This window comes from Bacillus shivajii, assembly GCF_020519665.1.
GTDB classification, from domain to species: Bacteria; Bacillota; Bacilli; order Bacillales; family Salisediminibacteriaceae; genus Bacillus_CA; species Bacillus_CA shivajii.
Genome location: NZ_CP084703.1, coordinates 4,032,057 through 4,050,024, shown reverse-complemented (window position 1 = coordinate 4,050,024; position 17,968 = coordinate 4,032,057). Strand labels below are relative to the sequence as shown.

The following is a 17,968-nucleotide window of genomic DNA, read 5'->3' as shown; positions in this document are numbered from 1 at the left end:
ATAAAAGTAAAGGGGTGTCCTACACATGAATATATGTACAATAGGTTTAGGGTATATTGGATTGCCAACATCGATCATGTTTGCTAAACATGGTGTTGATGTAGTTGGTGTTGATGTAAAGTCGGAAGTAATAGATTCATTAAATAATGGAACCATTCACATTGAAGAACCTGGATTACAAGATGCATTAAATGAAGTATTAGAAGGAGGAACGTTTAAAGCGTCAATGGAACCAGAAAAATCAGATGTGTTTATTGTAGCTGTTCCAACCCCAAATAAAGAGGACGAGCACAAGTCATGTGATTTAACATATGTGTTAAGTGCTACAAGAGCTGCACTTCCTTACATGGAAAAAGGAAATACAATTATTGTTGAGTCTACTATTGCTCCAAGAACGATGGATGATCATGTGAAACCACTTATAGAAGAAGCAGGGCTTACTATAGGGGAAGATATCTTTTTAGTACATTGTCCTGAAAGAGTTTTACCAGGGCAAATTATGCATGAACTTATTTACAATAATAGAATTGTTGGTGGAGTTACTGAAGCTTGTACTGAAGCAGGTGCAAAAGTTTATGAAACATTTGTACAAGGTGAAATTATTAAAACGAATGCCAAAACAGCAGAAATGTCGAAGCTCATGGAAAATACGTTTAGAGATGTAAACATTGCACTCGCTAATGAATTAACAAAAGTATGTAATGAATTAGATATTAATGCGTTAGATGTGATTGAAATGGCCAATAAACACCCTAGAGTAAACTTGCATACACCAGGACCTGGTGTAGGAGGGCATTGTTTAGCGGTAGACCCATATTTTATTATTGCGAAAGCACCTGAGTCTGCTCAAATGATCAAAAAGGCTCGTAATATTAATAACTCAATGCCAGAATATGTTGTTGACAACACCAACCGTTTACTAAACAACGCCGATGGAAAAGTTGTCACAGTATTTGGTTTAACCTACAAAGGGAATGTAGATGATATTCGTGAAAGCCCTGCAATGGAAATCTATCATATGTTAACGAATCAAGGTAACTTAGAGGTTCGTGCCTATGATCCTCACGTAAAAGAAGACTTTGTTATAAAAGATATGGAAGAAGCGGTAAAAGGTTCTGATTTAGTATTAATCCTTACTGATCACAACGAATTCAAGCAATTTAACGAAACATACTTTGCTGGAATGAATAATAAAGTTGTTTTCGACACAAAGAATGTGGTCAAAGAATCACCAAATGAAGTAGAATACATTAACTTTGGAAACTTATACAGTTCATTAAATAAGGCATTAGTTGGTAGTAATTAAACATAGTCTAGTTAGGTTGTGAATAAAGTGGAGAAAGTAAAAGTCATGACAATTTTTGGGACACGCCCAGAAGCAATAAAAATGTCCCCACTCGTATTAGAGTTAGAAAAGCACGATCAAATCGAATCAATTGTTACTGTAACAGGACAACATCGTGAAATGCTAGATCAAGTGCTTGAAATATTCCAAGTTGAACCTGATCATGACCTCAATATCATGAAAGACCGCCAAACGTTAATAGAAGTGACAGCACGAGCACTAGAAGGCCTTGACCGAATTATGAAAGAAGTCAAGCCTGATATCGTTCTCGTTCACGGAGATACAACAACGACGTTTGTCGGAAGTCTAGCGGCATTTTACAACCAAATTGCTGTCGGTCACGTTGAAGCAGGGTTGCGTACGTGGAATAAGTATTCACCGTTCCCTGAAGAAATGAACAGACAGTTAACAGGTGTTATGGCTGATCTACATTTTGCACCAACTGATAAAGCTCGAGAAAGCTTATTAAAAGAGAATAAAAAAAGTAAAGATATTTTTGTGACAGGGAACACAGCGATTGATGCACTAAAGTCAACGGTAGATGAGAACTATCATCATGCAGTCTTTAATGATATTGGTAATGACAAAATGATTCTTTTAACTTCTCACCGTCGTGAGAACTTAGGCGGTCCAATGGAGAATATCTTCCAAACAGTTAAAAGAGTTGTAGAAGAGAATTCAGGTTATCAAGTCGTTTACCCTGTTCACTTAAATCCAGTCGTGAAAGAAATTGCTAACAGAGTTCTTGGTGATGATGATCGTATCCATTTAATCGAGCCATTAGGAGTCAAAGACTTCCATAACTTCTCGTCAAAAGCTCATATTATTTTGACAGACTCTGGAGGTATCCAAGAAGAGGCACCGTCCCTTGGAAAGCCAGTTCTTGTTTTACGTGATACAACAGAGCGCCCTGAAGGTGTTGAGGCAGGAACGCTCAAATTAGTAGGAACAGACGAAGAAACAATCTATCAAACAACAACTGACTTACTTCGTAACTCTGAAACGTATGAAAGTATGTCTAAGGCGTCTAACCCTTATGGTGACGGTAACGCATCAAAAAGAATTGTCGATGCAATTCTTTATCATTTTGGTAAGTTAGAAGAGCGCCCAACGGATTTTAAAATAAAATATTGAATCCAAGCCGGTCAATTCCATAGTGGTATTTGACCGGTTATTCTTTTTAGAGGGGGAAGAACATAGTGGGAGTAGAAGAACTGAAAAAGTTAATGAACGAAATCAAGCAACGTGCTGATAAAGAACCTGATTGGCAAGCTACGAACGTCTTACAACTAATCGAACAAAGGTTAGCAGAAGGACTCCATAATCCAACGGAAACTAAGAAGTAATTTATTTGCTCAAGTAGGTGATGTACATGAAAGATTTCAACGAATATCCTAAAACAATCAAAAAGACCGCAAGGTATATTCTTCAAGACGTAAGCGACATCAATAAGCTTGAGGAAATACAACAAATGATCAATCAATGCATCAACAAGAAAAAGCAAGAATTAACAAACGAAAGCCGCTAACACTCGGTTGTAAATGGAGTAATAGCGGCTATTGATTTTTTATACCTTTAAATATCTGAATATTCACTCTTTTGTGTTGGGCTGTTACTAGGATAAAATATTCAAGCCGAGCCCTGATGAGTTTCTCCCTAAAGTATAGGCTGTAGGACTTGATAGGTCCCGTTCAAGATCACGAATATACGTACTATTTAACTTGGAAAATTCGGCTAATTGTTCTTGTGAATATCCTCTTTGGTCTCGAAAGTAACGGATTGTATTCCCTAAAACATTTTTATGAGATTCCTTCTTGTCCATACGAACAATCTCCTTGTTTAACCATTGTCTGTTGGACGACAAGAAGGAACCACCGTCTATATACGGAAAATAGTGAAAACATGGAAAAACTAATTTTTTTATTGGTCTACTAAAGGCATTGGTTGGTTTGAAAATCGAATGACACAATAGGATGTCCTATAAATTTGTTTTTCTAAGATCGAATAGGAAACGTTCATTTGAATAGAATCGTCATTCGTGAAGGTTACAGTCGTTTCATGTGGAGATTCAGGTGTGAGTTTTCGAATATGATGATAGAACAGCCAACTGCATTCACGATGTTTCGGAGAATGAGTAGGGAACGCATATAGGTTTAAATGAGGGTTAATGGGAATCGGCACTTTATTGACCGTACCAGTTAAATGAGTGACCGCTCTTCGCCGCCCTTTGTAATCCGATCCGCCTTCTAAACACCCCTTATTAATGATGTTGATCGGTGTTTGTTTTACATAATACTTAGCATTCTCCTCAAGTACAATCGTATCGTACTCAATACTTTTTGCTGGAATCAAAGCAATTGTTTCCTCATTAATCTCATAATCTTGAATAATCTTTGCCATGTCAATTCTCCTTTCGTGGGGACGTTTCTCGTGCTTCCTTGTATTCGTTTTGCAAGTTGGAAGAAGCAAGGGGACGGTACTACTGCTTCCATGAAGCATTGGAACGGTCTTGGTATGGGGACCTCATTCTAATCACATGATCAACCGATTGATCAACAAGAAAAAGCAAGAACTAACAAACGATAGCCGCTAACATTCCGTTATATATAAGATCCTGTTAGCGACTTTTTATAACGGGAATTAACTGAATGTTCTGTTTTTATGTGGTGTTGTGTGTTCGTTGCTCTTTCTATTTGAACGATGCTTTACGATATTTTTTTACGGTGTCATTGCCATCGCCTGATTTGAAAAGCGGATGACACAATATGAAGTTCGATGTAGTTGTTTTTCCATCGTGTAATAGGAACAGTTGATCGTGATGGATTCGTTGTTTGTGAAGGTAATCGTGGTGTCATGTGGTGGTGCTGGTTTTAACTGGAGGATGTTCTGATAGAACAGCCACATGCAGTCCATGTTGGATGGTGAATGTGTCGGAAACGCATATATGTTTAAGTTAGGGTTGATCGGGATTGGCATTTTTTGCATGGCTCCTGTTAAGTGCGTAACAGCCTCTCGTCTCCCTTGATAATTCGATCCTCCATCAAGACAAGCTAGCTTGATCATTTTTAGTGGCGTTTGTTTTACATAGTACTTGGCATGTTTCTCAATCACAATGGTGTCGTATTCTACCTCCTTTGCTGGAAGAATGGCCATCGTGTCTGGATTGATTTCGTAGTTTTCTAGAACTTTTGTCATGTGGATTCTCCTTTCGGGGATTAGCTGTAGATAGTAGTGGAAGTTTCGAAGGTCTGGTGCGGAGCTATATAGGGGAACGAGCTTGAACGCATACAAAAGAATGATGTGTTCATGTTATGTGTGAATGTGTTTTGCTAAGTTTAAATCATCAATGAAATGTGATTTGGAGAAATCGTGGGTAACGCGAAGTTTTTAGGAAGAAGTAGGGTGGCTCCTACTCCTTTTCGTCATTTTTAATCATCGCTAAATATTCTTGCTCTGCCTCGTGGAATAGTTTTGTACCTGTTGTTTCAAGAGCTTGTCCAATTTTTACGAGACTCACAAAAGATGGATTACTAATGCCTCGTTCGACTTTACTAAAATACTTATAGCTCATCGGAACTCGATTTTCCACTTCCTCTTGGTTAATCCCTAGTACTTTTCTTCTTCTTTGAATGACTCTACTGATTACGGCCACTAGAATGTACCACTCTCGCCATGTTTTTTACCACCGAATGACAAGGATATTACCACACAACGCCAACGTGTTTACCATTGAATAAAAAAGCCCTACAGATTAACATTTTAATAATCTTGTAGGACTTTTTTACGTTCAATTAGTTAGATTTGTTATCGAAGTAGTTCTTGATCACTTTTCTGGAACCCTGCCAAATATCCTCCTCCGTCCAAGTTTGAGGAAAAGGCTCCTCACCATAGACACTCAAAAGCTCTGCTTTTAGTTCTTTAGGAAATGGATACCAGGCTTTGTATCCACTCCAATAATAGTATTCTTCTATCTTTCGCAGTTCCTTTCTCGTTAGAGTCGCCATCTTCAACTTACCCACCTAATCCATGACGCTCACGCATAGAAACATCTCCGTCTATCAGAATTTGATAGGAGTCATGGATAATACGATCAAGAATTGCTTCCGCAATTGTTTCATTCCCTAACTTTATATGCCATCCACTAGGGTCAATTTGTGAACAGAAAATCGTCGAAGCAGCTTTATGACGAGATTCTGTAATTTCTAATAGGATTGCTGCTTCATCCGTTGATAGGTCTGTCAGTAACCATTCATCAAGGATGAGTAAATCTACTTTCTTATATTTTTTGATCAATTTCCGGTAGCTGCCGTCTGCGGCTAATTTTGCGAGAGACAGTTCATCCAATAATTCCGGTAAGCGAATGTATTTAACATTATAAAATTGGCGACAAGCAGATACTCCAAAAGCCGTTGCCAAAAATGTTTTACCGGAACCAGTAGGTCCTTTCAATATGATGTTGTGACTGCTTTGGATATAGGTGCAGCCGGCCAGTTTTAATATCAAATCTTTATCTAGTCTTCGATCTTCATGATATTCCAAATCTTCAATACATGCATTTGAATTCAAAAAAGTTGCTGTCTTAATCAAGCGTTGGAGCTTATTACTCTTACGACGGGAATGTTCTAAATCGACGAGTAAACTAAAACGTTCTTCGAAACTCATCTTTTGAAATTCTTTATTTGATGATTGTTCCTTATAAGCTTCCGCCATTCCGCTTAATTTCATTTCGTGTAATTTAGTTAGTGTTTGTTCATTCATCATTTACCCGTTCCCCCGTAGTAAGAAGCTCCTCGCGTGAAGCCATGATTATTTTTGCTGATATCTGTTTGGCGTTTCAATTCTTGCTCGGCATCATTTTTTTTATTGTTCTTTAAAATCGTTTGAATACTTTTGACCGTTGGTCTTTTAGTCATAGAAATGACCATTTTACATGCACGTTCAATTTCATATTTAGTGTAACGGCGCTCAGCCTTTTTCAATGAAAATATGGACTGTAATGCCTGTTTTTCATTTTGTGAAGTATCTAAAAGATAGCGTATGACGCTCAAGGTTGATGCTCCGATAGTTTCAGCCCATTCCATTGCAGCCTCTGGCGTTTGATCCACGTATAACTTATGATTATCAGGCATGTGATCACGAATGGTGGAAGATTGTCCAAACTTCCCGTATAATCGTTTATGTGATGCCACACGCATATGATTGAAAAAGACTTCAACGAGGTGATCTGAAAGCTTCACCTCTACTTCTCGATAATATGAGCGCCTGACCCCCGGGACGGTGAAGTGTTAAAGTATTGTCCAGCAATTTCACAATTTTTTTGTGCTAATTTGATGAAATTTTTTGAAAGATGATATAGAATATTTATGAATATAGACTAAGTTTTTAAAAATACATATCATTGGAAGGGTGATGCTATGTCTAGAAAACTTAGAGTCTGGTATCCGGGGGCAACCTACCACATTACCGCTCGTGGGAACCGAAGAACGGACTTGTTTGAAGGTAGGGAAGATTACGAAACGTATTTAGCAATCCTCGAAGACGTCCAACGAATGTACCCCTTTAAATTACACGCCTACTGTTTGATGACTAACCACATTCACCTGCAAATTGAAACAATCAATCACCATATTAAAGACATTATGAAAGAACTGCATTCACGCTATGCTGTTTGGTTTAATCGGGAACATAACTATACCGGTCACTTGTTTCAAGGACGTTATGGGGCCAAGTTAATCGAGACTGATGAATACTTCTTAGAAACGAGTCGTTACATCCACCAAAATCCACAAAAAGCGAAAATGGTAACGAAGCCTGAAGAGTATGAATGGAGCAGTTACCGAGCTTACATTTCATCGCAAGAAAATCCGCTAGTTACTATATCTAGAACTCTCTCATATTTTCAACCCCCACAAAAATTGAATTACCAGCAATTTGTTGAAGGAAAAGAATCAAATATATTGGAGGAATTTAAGCATGTCGTCCAAAGTGAATAGTATTGGCTTAAAAGGTTTGGAAGGATACATTGTTCAAGTCGAAGTGCAAGTCATGGATGGGATGGAGTCTGTTGTGATCGTTGGCTTGCCAGACGCTTCAGTGAAAGAGTCGAAGGAGCGGGTGTCTGCGGCCTTACATAGTATGGGTTATCAATTGATTGATAAGAAAGTGATCGTCAACTTATCGCCATCTGAAGTGAAGAAAAACGGACCGTTATTTGATTTAGCGATTGCATTAGGGATCTTAAAAAGTGGCGATTTTATTAAGAGGCGGTTGCCTACGGATTGTGCGTTTATTGGTGCATTGTCGCTCGATGGTTCTGTTGTACCCGTTGAAGGAATGCTCCCTGCCATTTTAGCCGCGAAGAAATTAAACGTGAAGAAACTGTTTTTACCTTATGATCCAACCATTCCCCAAATTGATCTTGATGAATTGGAACTTGTTTATATTTCAACACTCCAAGACGTCATCGATCAACTGCATGGAAAATCTCCTTTTCCGTTTATCCCAAAGAAATCGAAAGTCGAAGAAAAACCAATGATTGAAAAAGACTTCAACCAAATTATTGGACACGAGTTTGCAAAACGAGCACTAGAGATCGCGGCAGCAGGAGGACATTATGTGATGATGGACGGGCCGCCCGGCTGTGGAAAGAGTCTCTTAGCAGAAACGTTCCCATCAATCCTCCCACCGCTTTCAAATGAAGCGCAGTTAGAAAAAGTAAGCCTCTATCAGCTTGCTGGAGCGCCTTATGACTCTATTATGCTCCCTCCATTTCGTCAACCGCATCACTCAGCATCAGCAGTTTCCATCATCGGTGGCGGTACCAACCCAAAGCCTGGTGAAGTATCGCTTGCCCATCATGGTGTTCTCTTTCTCGATGAACTCGCCGAATTCACGAAAAAAACGTTAGATATGTTAAGACAGCCGTTAGAAAACAAAAAAGTGACGATTAGTCGTGTTCATTCAACCGTGACATACCCAGCAAACTTTATTTTTATCGCAGCGATGAATCCATGTCCCTGCGGATATTTAGGGTCAAACAAGCACTATTGCAGCTGTACAGAAAACCAAATAAAAAGCTACCAAAACCGAGTCTCTGGGCCAATTCGAGATCGCATCGACATTTTATTTTCTTTACGACCAGTTAATTTAAAAGAACATAACTTTCAAGATATCGAATCATCTCGAGCGATCCAAAAAAGAGTCATGAAAGCAAGAGAGAAACAATACGAAAGGTTTGGAACGAAGGCTTGGAATGCAAATGTTCCATTTGAAACGTTAATTCGTGCCTCACCTCTATCGGAAAGCCAGCAGCAAAATGTCCAACACTTATGTGCGAAAGAAGGATTGAGTAATCGTGTCCAAATCAAGCTTATTCGTCTCGCACGAACGATCTCGGACGTAAACGGGAGTGATCAAATCACAGACGAAGCGATAGAAGAAGCGGTTAAGTTGAGGGGGATTACTTATGTAAATTAGCTGTATACGCATAAACGTTAAATTCCCTTATACCTAATAATTAACTTTAAAGGAGGGTTTTTGAATGTTGCTTTGTGTATATACAAAGAATAATAAAGAAGTTTATCCTGGTATTGTAAAGCCAATCAGTGCTCAGGATGTTACTACAATTGCTAAGCAAGGGTGGTTTTTCGAATGGGAGAAGGAATATGGTCACCCACTACGTCACGTATACAAATTACTCATAAAAGGAACAAATGACATAGAGGGATTAGTGTCTTTTGAATATGAGGATGGCTTTGTGCTGGTGGAGTATCTTGAGGCAGCACCACACAATTTAAAAGAAGATGGTTTGAAAGTAGGAGCTCCTCTTATTGCCTTTGCATGTAAACAAAGCTTCGATATTGGTTTTCAAGGTTATGTTCTTATCTCAATTAAATGGAATGAACGAATGATTCGATATTACGAAGACTTAGGAGCCAAAGTGTTTGGTGTTGGTCGTATGGGGTTTCATCCCGTTGATTCGATGGAATTACTTAAAGTATACTTATACAAAGGAGAGTGATACGATGATCGAACCTAAACGAAAATCAAATATCACTGATAAGCAATCAACAGAAATTGATAAGAAAGACAATGGAAGATATGCCATTGGTCATAAGTCAGACGAAGAAAAAGAAGAAACGCGTAAGATGTTTCGTAAATATAAAGAAGCCTATGATGAAAGATAGAAGGGCGCTGGGATTAATTGTCTATCCACCACGTAAATAAAACCGCTAACATTCCGCAATAATTGGAGTGTTAGTGGTTTTTTCTATTTGAAGCGTGGGGACGGATCTCCTGCTTCCAAAAGACTTTTTTAGAGAACTCATTATGAATTTTTTCATAATGAGTTTTTTTATAACTGCTTTTTTCATAAACGATAGCCTTCTTATCAGTGGCTAACCCTCACACCCGGGGGATTACAAAGTGTACAGGAAGCAATGGGACGTAGAAGCACCGGAACCGTCCGGGACCAGTGAAAAAGTCAATTATGCAAAAAAGTATTGTATATTTAACCATTCTAATGATTGATAGTCTTAAGATACTATGGTTTTAAAGTTATGAATCGCCTACGGCGCACGCTTGCCGCGGGCACGGCCTCAACTTCCCAAAACTCACGTTGTTCATTTTGGGTGATTTTCGGCTCGTGCTGTTCCCGCAGGCGTCGGCGCCGTTTGCTCTTCACATTTATTTTATATACGATTACTTATTATTTAAAAACAGCACTTATCAACTTCTTTATACAAATTTTCTTATAATTAATAATCGACTTCAAAAATATAATCACTTTTTCAGTAGTCTCGAACCGTCCCCACACTTCCAAAAAATATTTTATTTAAAATATTGCGAAAATTCCTATAACGTGCTAAAGTACTCTTAATAAATGTATATCCTTTATTTGTGGATGGGAATGAAGGGAACACTTCATAATGAATGATACTTTTATTTGGAGGCCTTTATGGAACGTATCTTTAACACGATTAAAGAGCAGCAACCGACTTTTTCAAAAGGATTGAAAAAGATTGCGACCCACTTTTTTAACGATCCAAAAATCTTTGCTGTTCATTCAGCTGCACAAGTTGGTGGGCAAATTGGTGTTAGTGAAACAACCGTCATTCGATTTTGTTATAAGCTTGGTTACGATGGTTACAAAGCTTTACAAGAAGACGTGCAATATTATTTATTTCAAAAAAGCAGTCTATTAGATTATGCCGAGGCGAAACGTTCTGAAGCGAATCACTCGATTAAAAAAATGATGCAAAATGATATCAATCATATTTCTAAATTAATCGATCAACTGCCAGAAAAGGACTTAGAAATGGCTGTATCTACGATAGCTTCTGCAGATAGGGTGCTAGTCTCTGGGGTGCGTTCATCGCATGCACTTGCCAGTTGGTTCGCGTTTGCACTTGATCTTGTCATTGGTCGTACACGTTTTTATCAACCAAATGTCGATGATGTCCTACTTAGAATCAGTGAATTAACGGAAAGTAGCGTTTTTGTCGCTTTTTCATTTCACCGATATGCCGTTGAAACGGTTCAGATTGCGAAATTGGCGAAACAGCAAGGAGCTTTTGTCATCGCATTTACGGATTCTCCTTTTTCGCCGATTTCTGAATTTTCCGACCTTGTAATGCCTGTGCAAGTAAAATCTACCCTTGACGCAGCCCCTGTTGTTTTTTCATTAATGAATAGTATCGTTTCTACCATTTCATTACGAAATTCAGGAACGTTTCAAGAAAGAGCCGACCGTTTTGATTCGATTGAAGCACAAGAGTTTTTCTATAAGACGTAAGAAAGGGGATTGTACATGAATCCAACGATTGAAAAGTTAACACCAAAGTTATTAAAGATTTTCTCCTATTTACATAAAAATCCGGAAATTAGCTGGGAAGAATATGAAACAACGAAATATATTAAGGGCTTATTCGAAGACTATGAATGCAAAATAACCACATTAAATCATTCAACAGGGTTAATTGTTGAAGTGGGGCAAGGGAGACCGGTTGTTGCGTTACGAGCAGATATTGACGCCCTTTGGCAGGAGGTTGACGGGGAATTTCAAGGGAACCATTCGTGCGGACACGATGCACACATGACGATTGCGATTGGGTCATTATTTACCCTGTTGGAGAACGGATATCCTGACAATGGAACATTTCGCTTTATTTTTCAACCTGCTGAAGAAAAAGGGACAGGCGCATTATCGCTTGTCGATGAAGGTGTCATTGATGATGTCGACTTTTTATATGGTATGCATTTAAGGCCGATCCAGGAATTAAAACATGGACAATTTGCACCTGCAATAAAACATGGTGCTGCAAAGCTTGTAAGTGGAGTCATCCGAGGCGATGATGCTCATGGGGCACGCCCTCATTTAAATGAAAATGCCATTCAGATCGGCAGTGAACTGATTCAACATTTCAATAATCTCTATATTGATCCAATGGTTCCGCACTCGGTGAAAATGACTGCATTTCAAGCGGGTGGGAAAAGCAAAAACATTATTCCAGGATCTGCAACGTTTTCATTAGACATACGTGCTCAAACAAATGAAGCGATGGCGGAATTAACGGATAAAGTTGAACGTGTTTCCAAGATGCTTGCAGATTTTCACGAAGTCACGATTGATTTAACAACGGAGGCCAATATAGCGGCTGCAGTTATTCATGATGAAGCTTGTTCGATGATGCGTGATGCCATTTGGGACTGTGCAGGAGAGGAAAAACGAAAGCCGGTGATTACAACCACTGGAGGAGATGATTTTCATTTTTACACGATTAAACGTCCTAATGTAAAGGCAACGATGCTTGCGATTGGTTGTGATTTACAGCCTGGCCTTCATCACCCAAACATGACATTTAATCATGACGTCCTTCCACAAGCCGTGGAGATTATGACCGATGTATTAGTAAAGACGGCTCAAAAATATACGTAGATCATTGTCATAGGAGGATTCCATGTCAGAACAAATTGAAATGAGACAGCTAACTACGATGGAAGAGTTGACAACTATGCAACATGTGGAGAAATCCGTTTGGAACATGCATCCCATTCCCGTGCATCAAACCTATACGGCATTAAAAAATGGTGGGGTGATTTTGGGGGCTTTTGCAAATGAAAAAATGATCGGTTTTCTTTATAGTTTCGCAGGGTTTGACGGCAAAGAACCTTATCTTTGTTCACATATGCTTGGAATATTGCCTGAATATCGTAAAGGCGGACTAGGAGTTTGCATGAAACTGAAACAGGCAGAGGTTGCAGAAAGGATGGGATACTCAAAAATCACATGGACATTTGATCCACTTGAAAGCTTGAATGCGTATTTAAACTTACACAAACTCGGCGCGGTTGGTTCGTATTATAAGGAGAATAATTATGGTTCGATGAATGATGAATTAAATCAAGGATTACCAACGGATCGGATTGTCATCGAATGGAAAATGAATGGAAGACCAAAGCGGAATATCGTTTTTGATAAAACAAAGTTATTACTTGATATGGACAATGGTCATCCGGTAACGACAAAAGTTTTTACAGACGAATTCCCTAATGAAAGTAATGAATGGTTTATCGCCATTCCTGCAAATTTTCAATCAATGAAACAAGAAAATATTAAACTCGCAAAAGAGTGGCGATATGAAACAAGAAAGGTTTTTCAAGCTTTATATTCCCATGGGTATGAGGCGAAAGATCTCATTCATGATCGTTCCAGTCAATTAAGTTATTACTATTTTTCAAAAAAATAAACGTTCAACAATTAGGAGGTAGTTACTTTGGCAATCCCACTTAAACAGATTAAATTACATAAGTTAAACATGCGTTTAAAAGCTCCTTTTACGACAAGCTTTGGAACTTTTCAAGATAAGGAGTTCTTTGTCACAGAGTGTATTGACCGTGAAGGGAATCGTGGTTTTGGCGAATCGGTCGCATTTACAAGTCCGTGGTATAGCGAAGAAACGGTCAAAACAAACGAGCATGTCATCGAGGATTTTTTAATAAAAGCATTAAAGGAAAATGACATTGAACATCCAGATCAAGTATCAGAACTTTTTGCTCCATTTAAGCGAAATAATATGGCGAAGTCCGCTGTGGAAGGAGCGATTTGGGACCTTTATGCAAAACGTAAAAATATTTCTCTAGCAAAAGCAATTGGAGGAGAGAAAACAGAAATTGACGTTGGTATTAGTATTGGAATCCAGCCAACCGTGAAAGACCTTCTCAACACAGTGGATCATTACGTTCAGGAAGGCTACAAGCGAATCAAGATTAAAATAAAGCCTGGCTGGGATGTCGATGTTTTACGCGAAGTTCGTAAACACTTTCCTGATACGCCGATTATGGCAGATGCTAATTCAGCGTACACATTGAAGGATATCGATCACTTAAAACAACTCGATGACCTTGATTTAACGATGATTGAACAGCCACTTGAGCACGATGACATTGTTGATCATGCAAAGCTCCAAGCTGTGATGGAAACGCCGATTTGTTTAGATGAAAGCATTCATTCACTTGCAGATGCTAGAAAGGCAATTGAACTAGGTAGCTGTAAAATTATCAATATAAAAATAGGGCGTGTTGGCGGACTTACCGAGGCAAAACGAATTCATGATTACTGTCGAGACCATGACATTGCTGTCTGGTGTGGGGGGATGCTGGAAGCAGGGGTTGGACGAGCACACAATATTGCTTTAACGACTTTGTCACAATTTATTCTTCCTGGTGACACTGCAGGATCTTCAAGGTACTGGGAACAAGATATCATTAAGCCAGAAGTGACCGTTAAAGATGGTGTCATTCATGTCCCTGATAAGCCCGGAATCGGCTATGACATCGATGACGAGGCATTAGAGAAATTCACAGTTGATGTGAAAACATTTCAGCTTTAATTGAAGGATTGTATAGAGAGTAGCTTCTTTGAAAACTCTTCTGAGAAAAATTGAAGCCACTGGAAGAGTCATAATGTCCGTTAAACTTTGCTTACCGAGTGTTCGGTTTTTAACGGCCCTCCATTTATCAAATGTATTTCAGTGGTATCGATCTCTATTTTAATATAACCCAAAGACGGAAAGGAGAATTTTATGAAGAATGTATTTGAAGGAGCATTTGGGAGATACCTCCTCCCAGCGATTATTTTGCAATCTGTATTAATTGGAGGAGGATTTGCGACAGGGCGTGAAATTGTGGAATTCGGTGCAAGGTATGGTGCACTCGGGTGGTTAGGCGGTATAGGAATCTTCATTGGTTTTACTGTAATGGCGATGCTAACATTTGAATTTGCGCGAAAGTTCAAGGCCTACAACTATCGATCTCTGTTTAAAGAACTGATTGGTCCATTTTGGTTTTTATTTGACATTATTTATTTAGGACTTGCTATTTTGATTATCGCCATTATGGCATCAGCAACAGGTGAAATTATGAACAGTACGCTTGGGGTAAATTACTGGGTAGGTGTTATCCTCATTACTGTTGTCGTTGGTATTTTGAATTTTTATGGAAAAGGACTTATCGAACGCTTTAAGACATTTGGTACGTTAGCACTTATGCTTGGTTATTTAGTATTTGCTATTTTAGTCATTTCAACGACATGGGAAAGTGCATCTGCCGTTCTCAGTTCTGGTGATACTAGCTTTATGCCTGGAACGATCTCGATTTGGACAGTATTATGGAGTGGGGTTTTATATGTCGGTTATAACTTAGCTGTATACCCAGCAACCCTATTTACGATCGAACGTCAGCGAAAGCGTAAAGAAGCGATTATTTCTGGTATTATCGCTGGTGTGTTCATGACAGTTCCGTGGTTCTTAACTTACTTTAGTATTTTAGGACATTATCCATCTGAAGAGGTATTAGGTGCATCTGTTCCATGGCTCGTGATGTTGAATGACTTCCCAACTTGGGTCATTGTCACTTTTGGAATTGTTGTTGGCTGGACGTTAATCGAAACATCTTCTGGAATGATCCATGCGTTTGTTGAACGATTGGAATCGCAAATGGAAGAGATGACGAATAAAACGCTAACAGCTGCACATAGAGGAATCATAGCAGTGGGAACACTTGTAATGGCGGTGATTTTAGCTCAGGTTGGAATCATTGATCTTATTGCAACAGGATATACAGCCATGGCATATGGAATGATTGCCGTATTTGCCTTACCATTATTGACGATTGGTGTGTATAAGATTTTCTTTAAGCGCGAGGAAGATCGATCAGAGAAAAAGGATGTTAAGGGAGCATAGGGAAGCTAGGGGACGGTTCTGCTGCTTCTTTTGCATGCCGCGGTAAAGATAGATGAACTTAGATCCAGCCAGTAACAAGTGAGATATCCTTTTTAAATGAAACCACAGAACATGACGGAGGTATCGGTGCCTGCCCCTGGGACGATTGTGAGGCTGTGGCGTTGTTTGTATGGTTTTAATACAATCAGCAAAAGAACTTGTATGTATAATGGTGAATTTTATCAGCTTAAAAGAAAACGTAAGATTTGCTACCATCCATAACCTGTTTCTTGTTACGTCTATTGCTGTTTGATCAGTTCATTTAATTCAAACATATAAACGTCTTCAAACTTTTTATGTAGCACCCCGTAAAAATAGGCGATCGGACGACGAATGTTTTTCTTTTTCATGGCACGAACAGTTTGTTTAAAGGCTTTGATAGCGTTGTCGATCATGAGGTTTTGATCGGTTTCGTAGCTATTTTTATACGCACAAATACGTACCATTCGCCAGTAACTTTCAATCGTGTCAGCACAGTCGAAGAAATTTTTAACGAGCTTTTGAAAAGAGTGAGGGACATCGTCACTTGTATACGAGTGGTCCAACGACTCTTTACGTTTATTTAATAATTTATTAGTTTTATATTCTTTAGTTTTTATTAGGTGGTTCAAATTTTGCTGGTATGGTGGTTCATTTGAATGTAAGCGACGTTCAGGGACATATGACTGAGCGTGTCCAGATTGATTTTTTCGAGAAGGTGAATCACCATCATTCGGATATGGTTGGAACACATATAAGTTACTTGACTGGCCGCCGCTAGTTCGTTTAAGCGTGTATGTCTTGATCATACCAATTTTCTTCGCTTTCGATACCATTCTCTTAAATGTAGACCGTGAAATACCATTGCCATTATATTCCTCATGAATGACTTTAAGGACCGTTGCAATCTTCACATTTGAAACACCGACAACTTTCACACTATAACGAGTCAAAAAAGTAAGAGCTAATTTTTCGCCCTTTGTAAAATAGTCGTGATATTGATCCAGCCATTGATGAACCGCTTCATTAAAAGATGCTACATCCTCAAACTTTGAATACTCCGCAAAAAGTGTCACTTCACCATTTTCCATCATATTGATCTCCCCCTTCATAAGAATAGATACATCCAAATTCCAAAAAAGGGGAGGGTGATTTTTAAAATTTTGGAAGCGTGGGGACGGTTCTACTGCTTCCAACATACAGGTCGTGTTAGAGAACTCACTGTTCAGTTTTTTATGGTGAGTTTTTTTATTTCATAAGAAGCATAGGTATTATGATGAGTTTCAAACAATTGGAGGAGGTCTTAGTATCCCCGTATTTTTTTATCATTATTATTCAGTTCTTGTTTGGCGTCCTCTAGCATTTGATTAATATTGGCGATGTATTCTTGTAAACTCATTTTTAAAAGCACGCTCCTTTTTAGTTATTAGTATAAGTATCTCCATATGATTGATCTATTAAACTATTACTTTGAAGCGTGGGGACGGTTCTACTGCTTCCATGTTTTTGCTTAGTGTTGGGAATAAAGGGGGCGGGAAGCACGGGAACCGTCCCGGTGCTTCAATTTTAATGATTCCTCAATTTTTACTTCAGAAAATGACCTCGTACATAAAGTTTTGTTATATGAAACGTCATTTTTCACCACTCCGCCTACACCAATTTTTTGAAAATAACGATTCGTCTCTTTTTCTATCGTACGGTACATTTGCATTACCGCGGAATAAGTGGAAGCGCGCTTCCGAGTAGGGGATATGTACTTGGATTTTTCAAAAGAAAAAGAGTTTGAGGAAGTTTGTGAATCATTCATGCCACTTGTTTATTCGCTCATTAAGAAATGGAATTTACAAAGAGATTATGAGGAGTATGAGCAAGTAGGAAGGATCGCGCTATATGAGGCGTGGTCGAAGCATGACCCGGAAAAAGGTCCATTTGCAGCTTACGCGAAAAGCTATGTTTATGGAAAGATCAGGCACATGATTACATCGAAAAAACGCTGGGGTGACCATAATGTTGCCATGGAACCAGCAGACATGACGAGTATAGCGACATCGGTCCAAGAAAGTGAAGAACAACGAATGATGTTAGAAGATTGGCTCGACCGATTAGAACTGAAGAAGCGGGAACGCCAATGGGCGAAAGAAGCCCTCATTCATGGACATAAACCAAAGGAAATCGCAGAAATGTACGGTGTGAGCATAAACAGCGTGAAGTATTGGCGCAAGCAAGCACTAAAAAAACTAGCGGAGTGCCAGTCACTTTCCGAATTTTGTCGAATTGAGGGACGTCGCACGAAGTGAGGTGAGTGATGCTGCGTGAATAGTGAGTGGTCCCGCGTGAATAGCGGAGCTACATGTGATCAGCAAAA

The 17,968-nt window shown here is 39.0% G+C and carries 21 protein-coding genes; 14 read left to right on the top strand and 7 right to left on the bottom strand.

Features of this window, described 5'->3' with window-relative positions; translation table 11 throughout:
- Positions 1-25: 25 nt before the first annotated feature.
- From LGQ02_RS19505 to LGQ02_RS19490, 4 genes are all read left to right on the top strand, one after another.
- Positions 26-1,306 carry a nucleotide sugar dehydrogenase gene (locus LGQ02_RS19505; RefSeq protein ID WP_226515945.1) on the top strand — a complete coding sequence of 427 codons (1,281 nt, stop codon included), beginning with the start codon at positions 26-28 and terminating at the stop codon, positions 1,304-1,306.
- 45 nt (positions 1,307-1,351) lie between these two features.
- Complete coding sequence (gene wecB, locus LGQ02_RS19500; protein ID WP_226518382.1) at positions 1,352-2,479, top strand: non-hydrolyzing UDP-N-acetylglucosamine 2-epimerase; 1,128 nt, start codon at positions 1,352-1,354, stop codon at positions 2,477-2,479.
- A 65-nt stretch (positions 2,480-2,544) separates the two neighbouring features.
- Positions 2,545-2,691, top strand: a complete 147-nt coding sequence (locus tag LGQ02_RS19495; protein WP_226515944.1) for a hypothetical protein — start codon at positions 2,545-2,547, stop codon at positions 2,689-2,691.
- Between the two features lie 26 nt (positions 2,692-2,717).
- On the top strand, positions 2,718-2,873 hold the full coding sequence (locus tag LGQ02_RS19490) for a hypothetical protein (RefSeq protein WP_226515943.1): 156 nt from the start codon (positions 2,718-2,720) through the stop codon (positions 2,871-2,873).
- 87 nt (positions 2,874-2,960) lie between these two features.
- Here LGQ02_RS19490 and LGQ02_RS19485 read toward each other — a convergent pair whose 3' ends face one another.
- The 6 genes from LGQ02_RS19485 to LGQ02_RS19460 all read right to left on the bottom strand — a co-directional run bounded on the left by LGQ02_RS19485 (position 2,961) and on the right by LGQ02_RS19460 (position 6,582).
- Positions 2,961-3,167, bottom strand: a complete 207-nt coding sequence (locus LGQ02_RS19485) for a helix-turn-helix domain-containing protein (RefSeq protein ID WP_226515942.1) — start codon at positions 3,165-3,167, stop codon at positions 2,961-2,963.
- Positions 3,168-3,265: 98 nt separating this feature from the next.
- The gene (locus LGQ02_RS19480) at positions 3,266-3,745 is read right to left on the bottom strand and encodes a competence protein ComK (RefSeq protein ID WP_226515941.1); all 480 of its coding nucleotides are present in this window, start codon (positions 3,743-3,745) and stop codon (positions 3,266-3,268) included.
- A gap of 318 nt (positions 3,746-4,063) precedes the next feature.
- Positions 4,064-4,540 (bottom strand): competence protein ComK, encoded by a 477-nt coding sequence (locus LGQ02_RS19475; protein WP_226515940.1) that lies wholly within the window; start codon positions 4,538-4,540, stop codon positions 4,064-4,066.
- Between the two features lie 214 nt (positions 4,541-4,754).
- Positions 4,755-4,997: a helix-turn-helix domain-containing protein gene (locus LGQ02_RS19470; RefSeq protein WP_226515939.1), complete on the bottom strand. Its 243-nt coding sequence runs from the start codon at positions 4,995-4,997 to the stop codon at positions 4,755-4,757.
- A gap of 359 nt (positions 4,998-5,356) precedes the next feature.
- Positions 5,357-6,106, bottom strand: a complete 750-nt coding sequence (gene istB, locus LGQ02_RS19465; RefSeq protein WP_226514556.1) for an IS21-like element helper ATPase IstB — start codon at positions 6,104-6,106, stop codon at positions 5,357-5,359.
- Positions 6,103-6,582 carry a hypothetical protein gene (locus LGQ02_RS19460; RefSeq protein ID WP_226515938.1) on the bottom strand — a complete coding sequence of 160 codons (480 nt, stop codon included), beginning with the start codon at positions 6,580-6,582 and terminating at the stop codon, positions 6,103-6,105. Before LGQ02_RS19460 ends, istB begins: the two co-directional genes overlap by 4 nt.
- Positions 6,583-6,759: 177 nt before the next feature.
- Here LGQ02_RS19460 and LGQ02_RS19455 point away from each other — a divergent pair, with 177 nt between their 5' ends.
- From LGQ02_RS19455 to LGQ02_RS19415, 9 genes are all read left to right on the top strand, one after another.
- The gene (locus tag LGQ02_RS19455) at positions 6,760-7,338 is read left to right on the top strand and encodes an REP-associated tyrosine transposase (protein WP_226515937.1); all 579 of its coding nucleotides are present in this window, start codon (positions 6,760-6,762) and stop codon (positions 7,336-7,338) included.
- A complete protein-coding gene (locus LGQ02_RS19450; protein ID WP_226515936.1) occupies positions 7,319-8,821 on the top strand; it encodes a YifB family Mg chelatase-like AAA ATPase in 1,503 nt (500 codons plus the stop codon). Before LGQ02_RS19455 ends, LGQ02_RS19450 begins: the two co-directional genes overlap by 20 nt.
- Positions 8,822-8,885: 64 nt before the next feature.
- Positions 8,886-9,365: a hypothetical protein gene (locus tag LGQ02_RS19445; protein ID WP_226515935.1), complete on the top strand. Its 480-nt coding sequence runs from the start codon at positions 8,886-8,888 to the stop codon at positions 9,363-9,365.
- A 4-nt stretch (positions 9,366-9,369) separates the two neighbouring features.
- Positions 9,370-9,531: a hypothetical protein gene (locus LGQ02_RS19440; protein WP_226515934.1), complete on the top strand. Its 162-nt coding sequence runs from the start codon at positions 9,370-9,372 to the stop codon at positions 9,529-9,531.
- Between the two features lie 770 nt (positions 9,532-10,301).
- Positions 10,302-11,138 carry a MurR/RpiR family transcriptional regulator gene (locus LGQ02_RS19435; protein ID WP_226515933.1) on the top strand — a complete coding sequence of 279 codons (837 nt, stop codon included), beginning with the start codon at positions 10,302-10,304 and terminating at the stop codon, positions 11,136-11,138.
- Between the two features lie 15 nt (positions 11,139-11,153).
- Positions 11,154-12,281, top strand: a complete 1,128-nt coding sequence (locus LGQ02_RS19430; protein ID WP_226515932.1) for a M20 peptidase aminoacylase family protein — start codon at positions 11,154-11,156, stop codon at positions 12,279-12,281.
- A 22-nt stretch (positions 12,282-12,303) separates the two neighbouring features.
- The gene (locus LGQ02_RS19425; RefSeq protein ID WP_226515931.1) at positions 12,304-13,092 is read left to right on the top strand and encodes a GNAT family N-acetyltransferase; all 789 of its coding nucleotides are present in this window, start codon (positions 12,304-12,306) and stop codon (positions 13,090-13,092) included.
- A gap of 33 nt (positions 13,093-13,125) precedes the next feature.
- Complete coding sequence (gene menC / locus LGQ02_RS19420) at positions 13,126-14,235, top strand: o-succinylbenzoate synthase (RefSeq protein WP_226518381.1); 1,110 nt, start codon at positions 13,126-13,128, stop codon at positions 14,233-14,235.
- Between the two features lie 192 nt (positions 14,236-14,427).
- Complete coding sequence (locus tag LGQ02_RS19415; RefSeq protein WP_226515930.1) at positions 14,428-15,585, top strand: YkvI family membrane protein; 1,158 nt, start codon at positions 14,428-14,430, stop codon at positions 15,583-15,585.
- Between the two features lie 278 nt (positions 15,586-15,863).
- Here LGQ02_RS19415 and LGQ02_RS19410 read toward each other — a convergent pair whose 3' ends face one another.
- Complete coding sequence (locus LGQ02_RS19410) at positions 15,864-16,697, bottom strand: hypothetical protein (protein WP_226515929.1); 834 nt, start codon at positions 16,695-16,697, stop codon at positions 15,864-15,866.
- A 663-nt stretch (positions 16,698-17,360) separates the two neighbouring features.
- Here LGQ02_RS19410 and LGQ02_RS19405 point away from each other — a divergent pair.
- Positions 17,361-17,900, top strand: a complete 540-nt coding sequence (locus LGQ02_RS19405) for a sigma-70 family RNA polymerase sigma factor (RefSeq protein WP_226515928.1) — start codon at positions 17,361-17,363, stop codon at positions 17,898-17,900.
- Positions 17,901-17,968 lie beyond the last annotated feature (68 nt).

Coding starts and splice junctions, on each gene's coding strand:
- LGQ02_RS19505 (WP_226515945.1), top strand. CDS start 26: ATGAATATATGTACAATAGGTTTAGGGTATATTGGATTGCCAACATCG.
- wecB (WP_226518382.1), top strand. CDS start 1,352: ATGACAATTTTTGGGACACGCCCAGAAGCAATAAAAATGTCCCCACTC.
- LGQ02_RS19490 (WP_226515943.1), top strand. CDS start 2,718: ATGAAAGATTTCAACGAATATCCTAAAACAATCAAAAAGACCGCAAGG.
- LGQ02_RS19485 (WP_226515942.1), bottom strand. CDS start 3,167: ATGGACAAGAAGGAATCTCATAAAAATGTTTTAGGGAATACAATCCGT.
- LGQ02_RS19480 (WP_226515941.1), bottom strand. CDS start 3,745: ATGGCAAAGATTATTCAAGATTATGAGATTAATGAGGAAACAATTGCT.
- LGQ02_RS19475 (WP_226515940.1), bottom strand. CDS start 4,540: ATGACAAAAGTTCTAGAAAACTACGAAATCAATCCAGACACGATGGCC.
- istB (WP_226514556.1), bottom strand. CDS start 6,106: ATGATGAATGAACAAACACTAACTAAATTACACGAAATGAAATTAAGC.
- LGQ02_RS19455 (WP_226515937.1), top strand. CDS start 6,760: ATGTCTAGAAAACTTAGAGTCTGGTATCCGGGGGCAACCTACCACATT.
- LGQ02_RS19450 (WP_226515936.1), top strand. CDS start 7,319: ATGTCGTCCAAAGTGAATAGTATTGGCTTAAAAGGTTTGGAAGGATAC.
- LGQ02_RS19445 (WP_226515935.1), top strand. CDS start 8,886: ATGTTGCTTTGTGTATATACAAAGAATAATAAAGAAGTTTATCCTGGT.
- LGQ02_RS19440 (WP_226515934.1), top strand. CDS start 9,370: ATGATCGAACCTAAACGAAAATCAAATATCACTGATAAGCAATCAACA.
- LGQ02_RS19435 (WP_226515933.1), top strand. CDS start 10,302: ATGGAACGTATCTTTAACACGATTAAAGAGCAGCAACCGACTTTTTCA.
- LGQ02_RS19430 (WP_226515932.1), top strand. CDS start 11,154: ATGAATCCAACGATTGAAAAGTTAACACCAAAGTTATTAAAGATTTTC.
- LGQ02_RS19425 (WP_226515931.1), top strand. CDS start 12,304: ATGTCAGAACAAATTGAAATGAGACAGCTAACTACGATGGAAGAGTTG.
- LGQ02_RS19415 (WP_226515930.1), top strand. CDS start 14,428: ATGAAGAATGTATTTGAAGGAGCATTTGGGAGATACCTCCTCCCAGCG.
- LGQ02_RS19410 (WP_226515929.1), bottom strand. CDS start 16,697: ATGATGGAAAATGGTGAAGTGACACTTTTTGCGGAGTATTCAAAGTTT.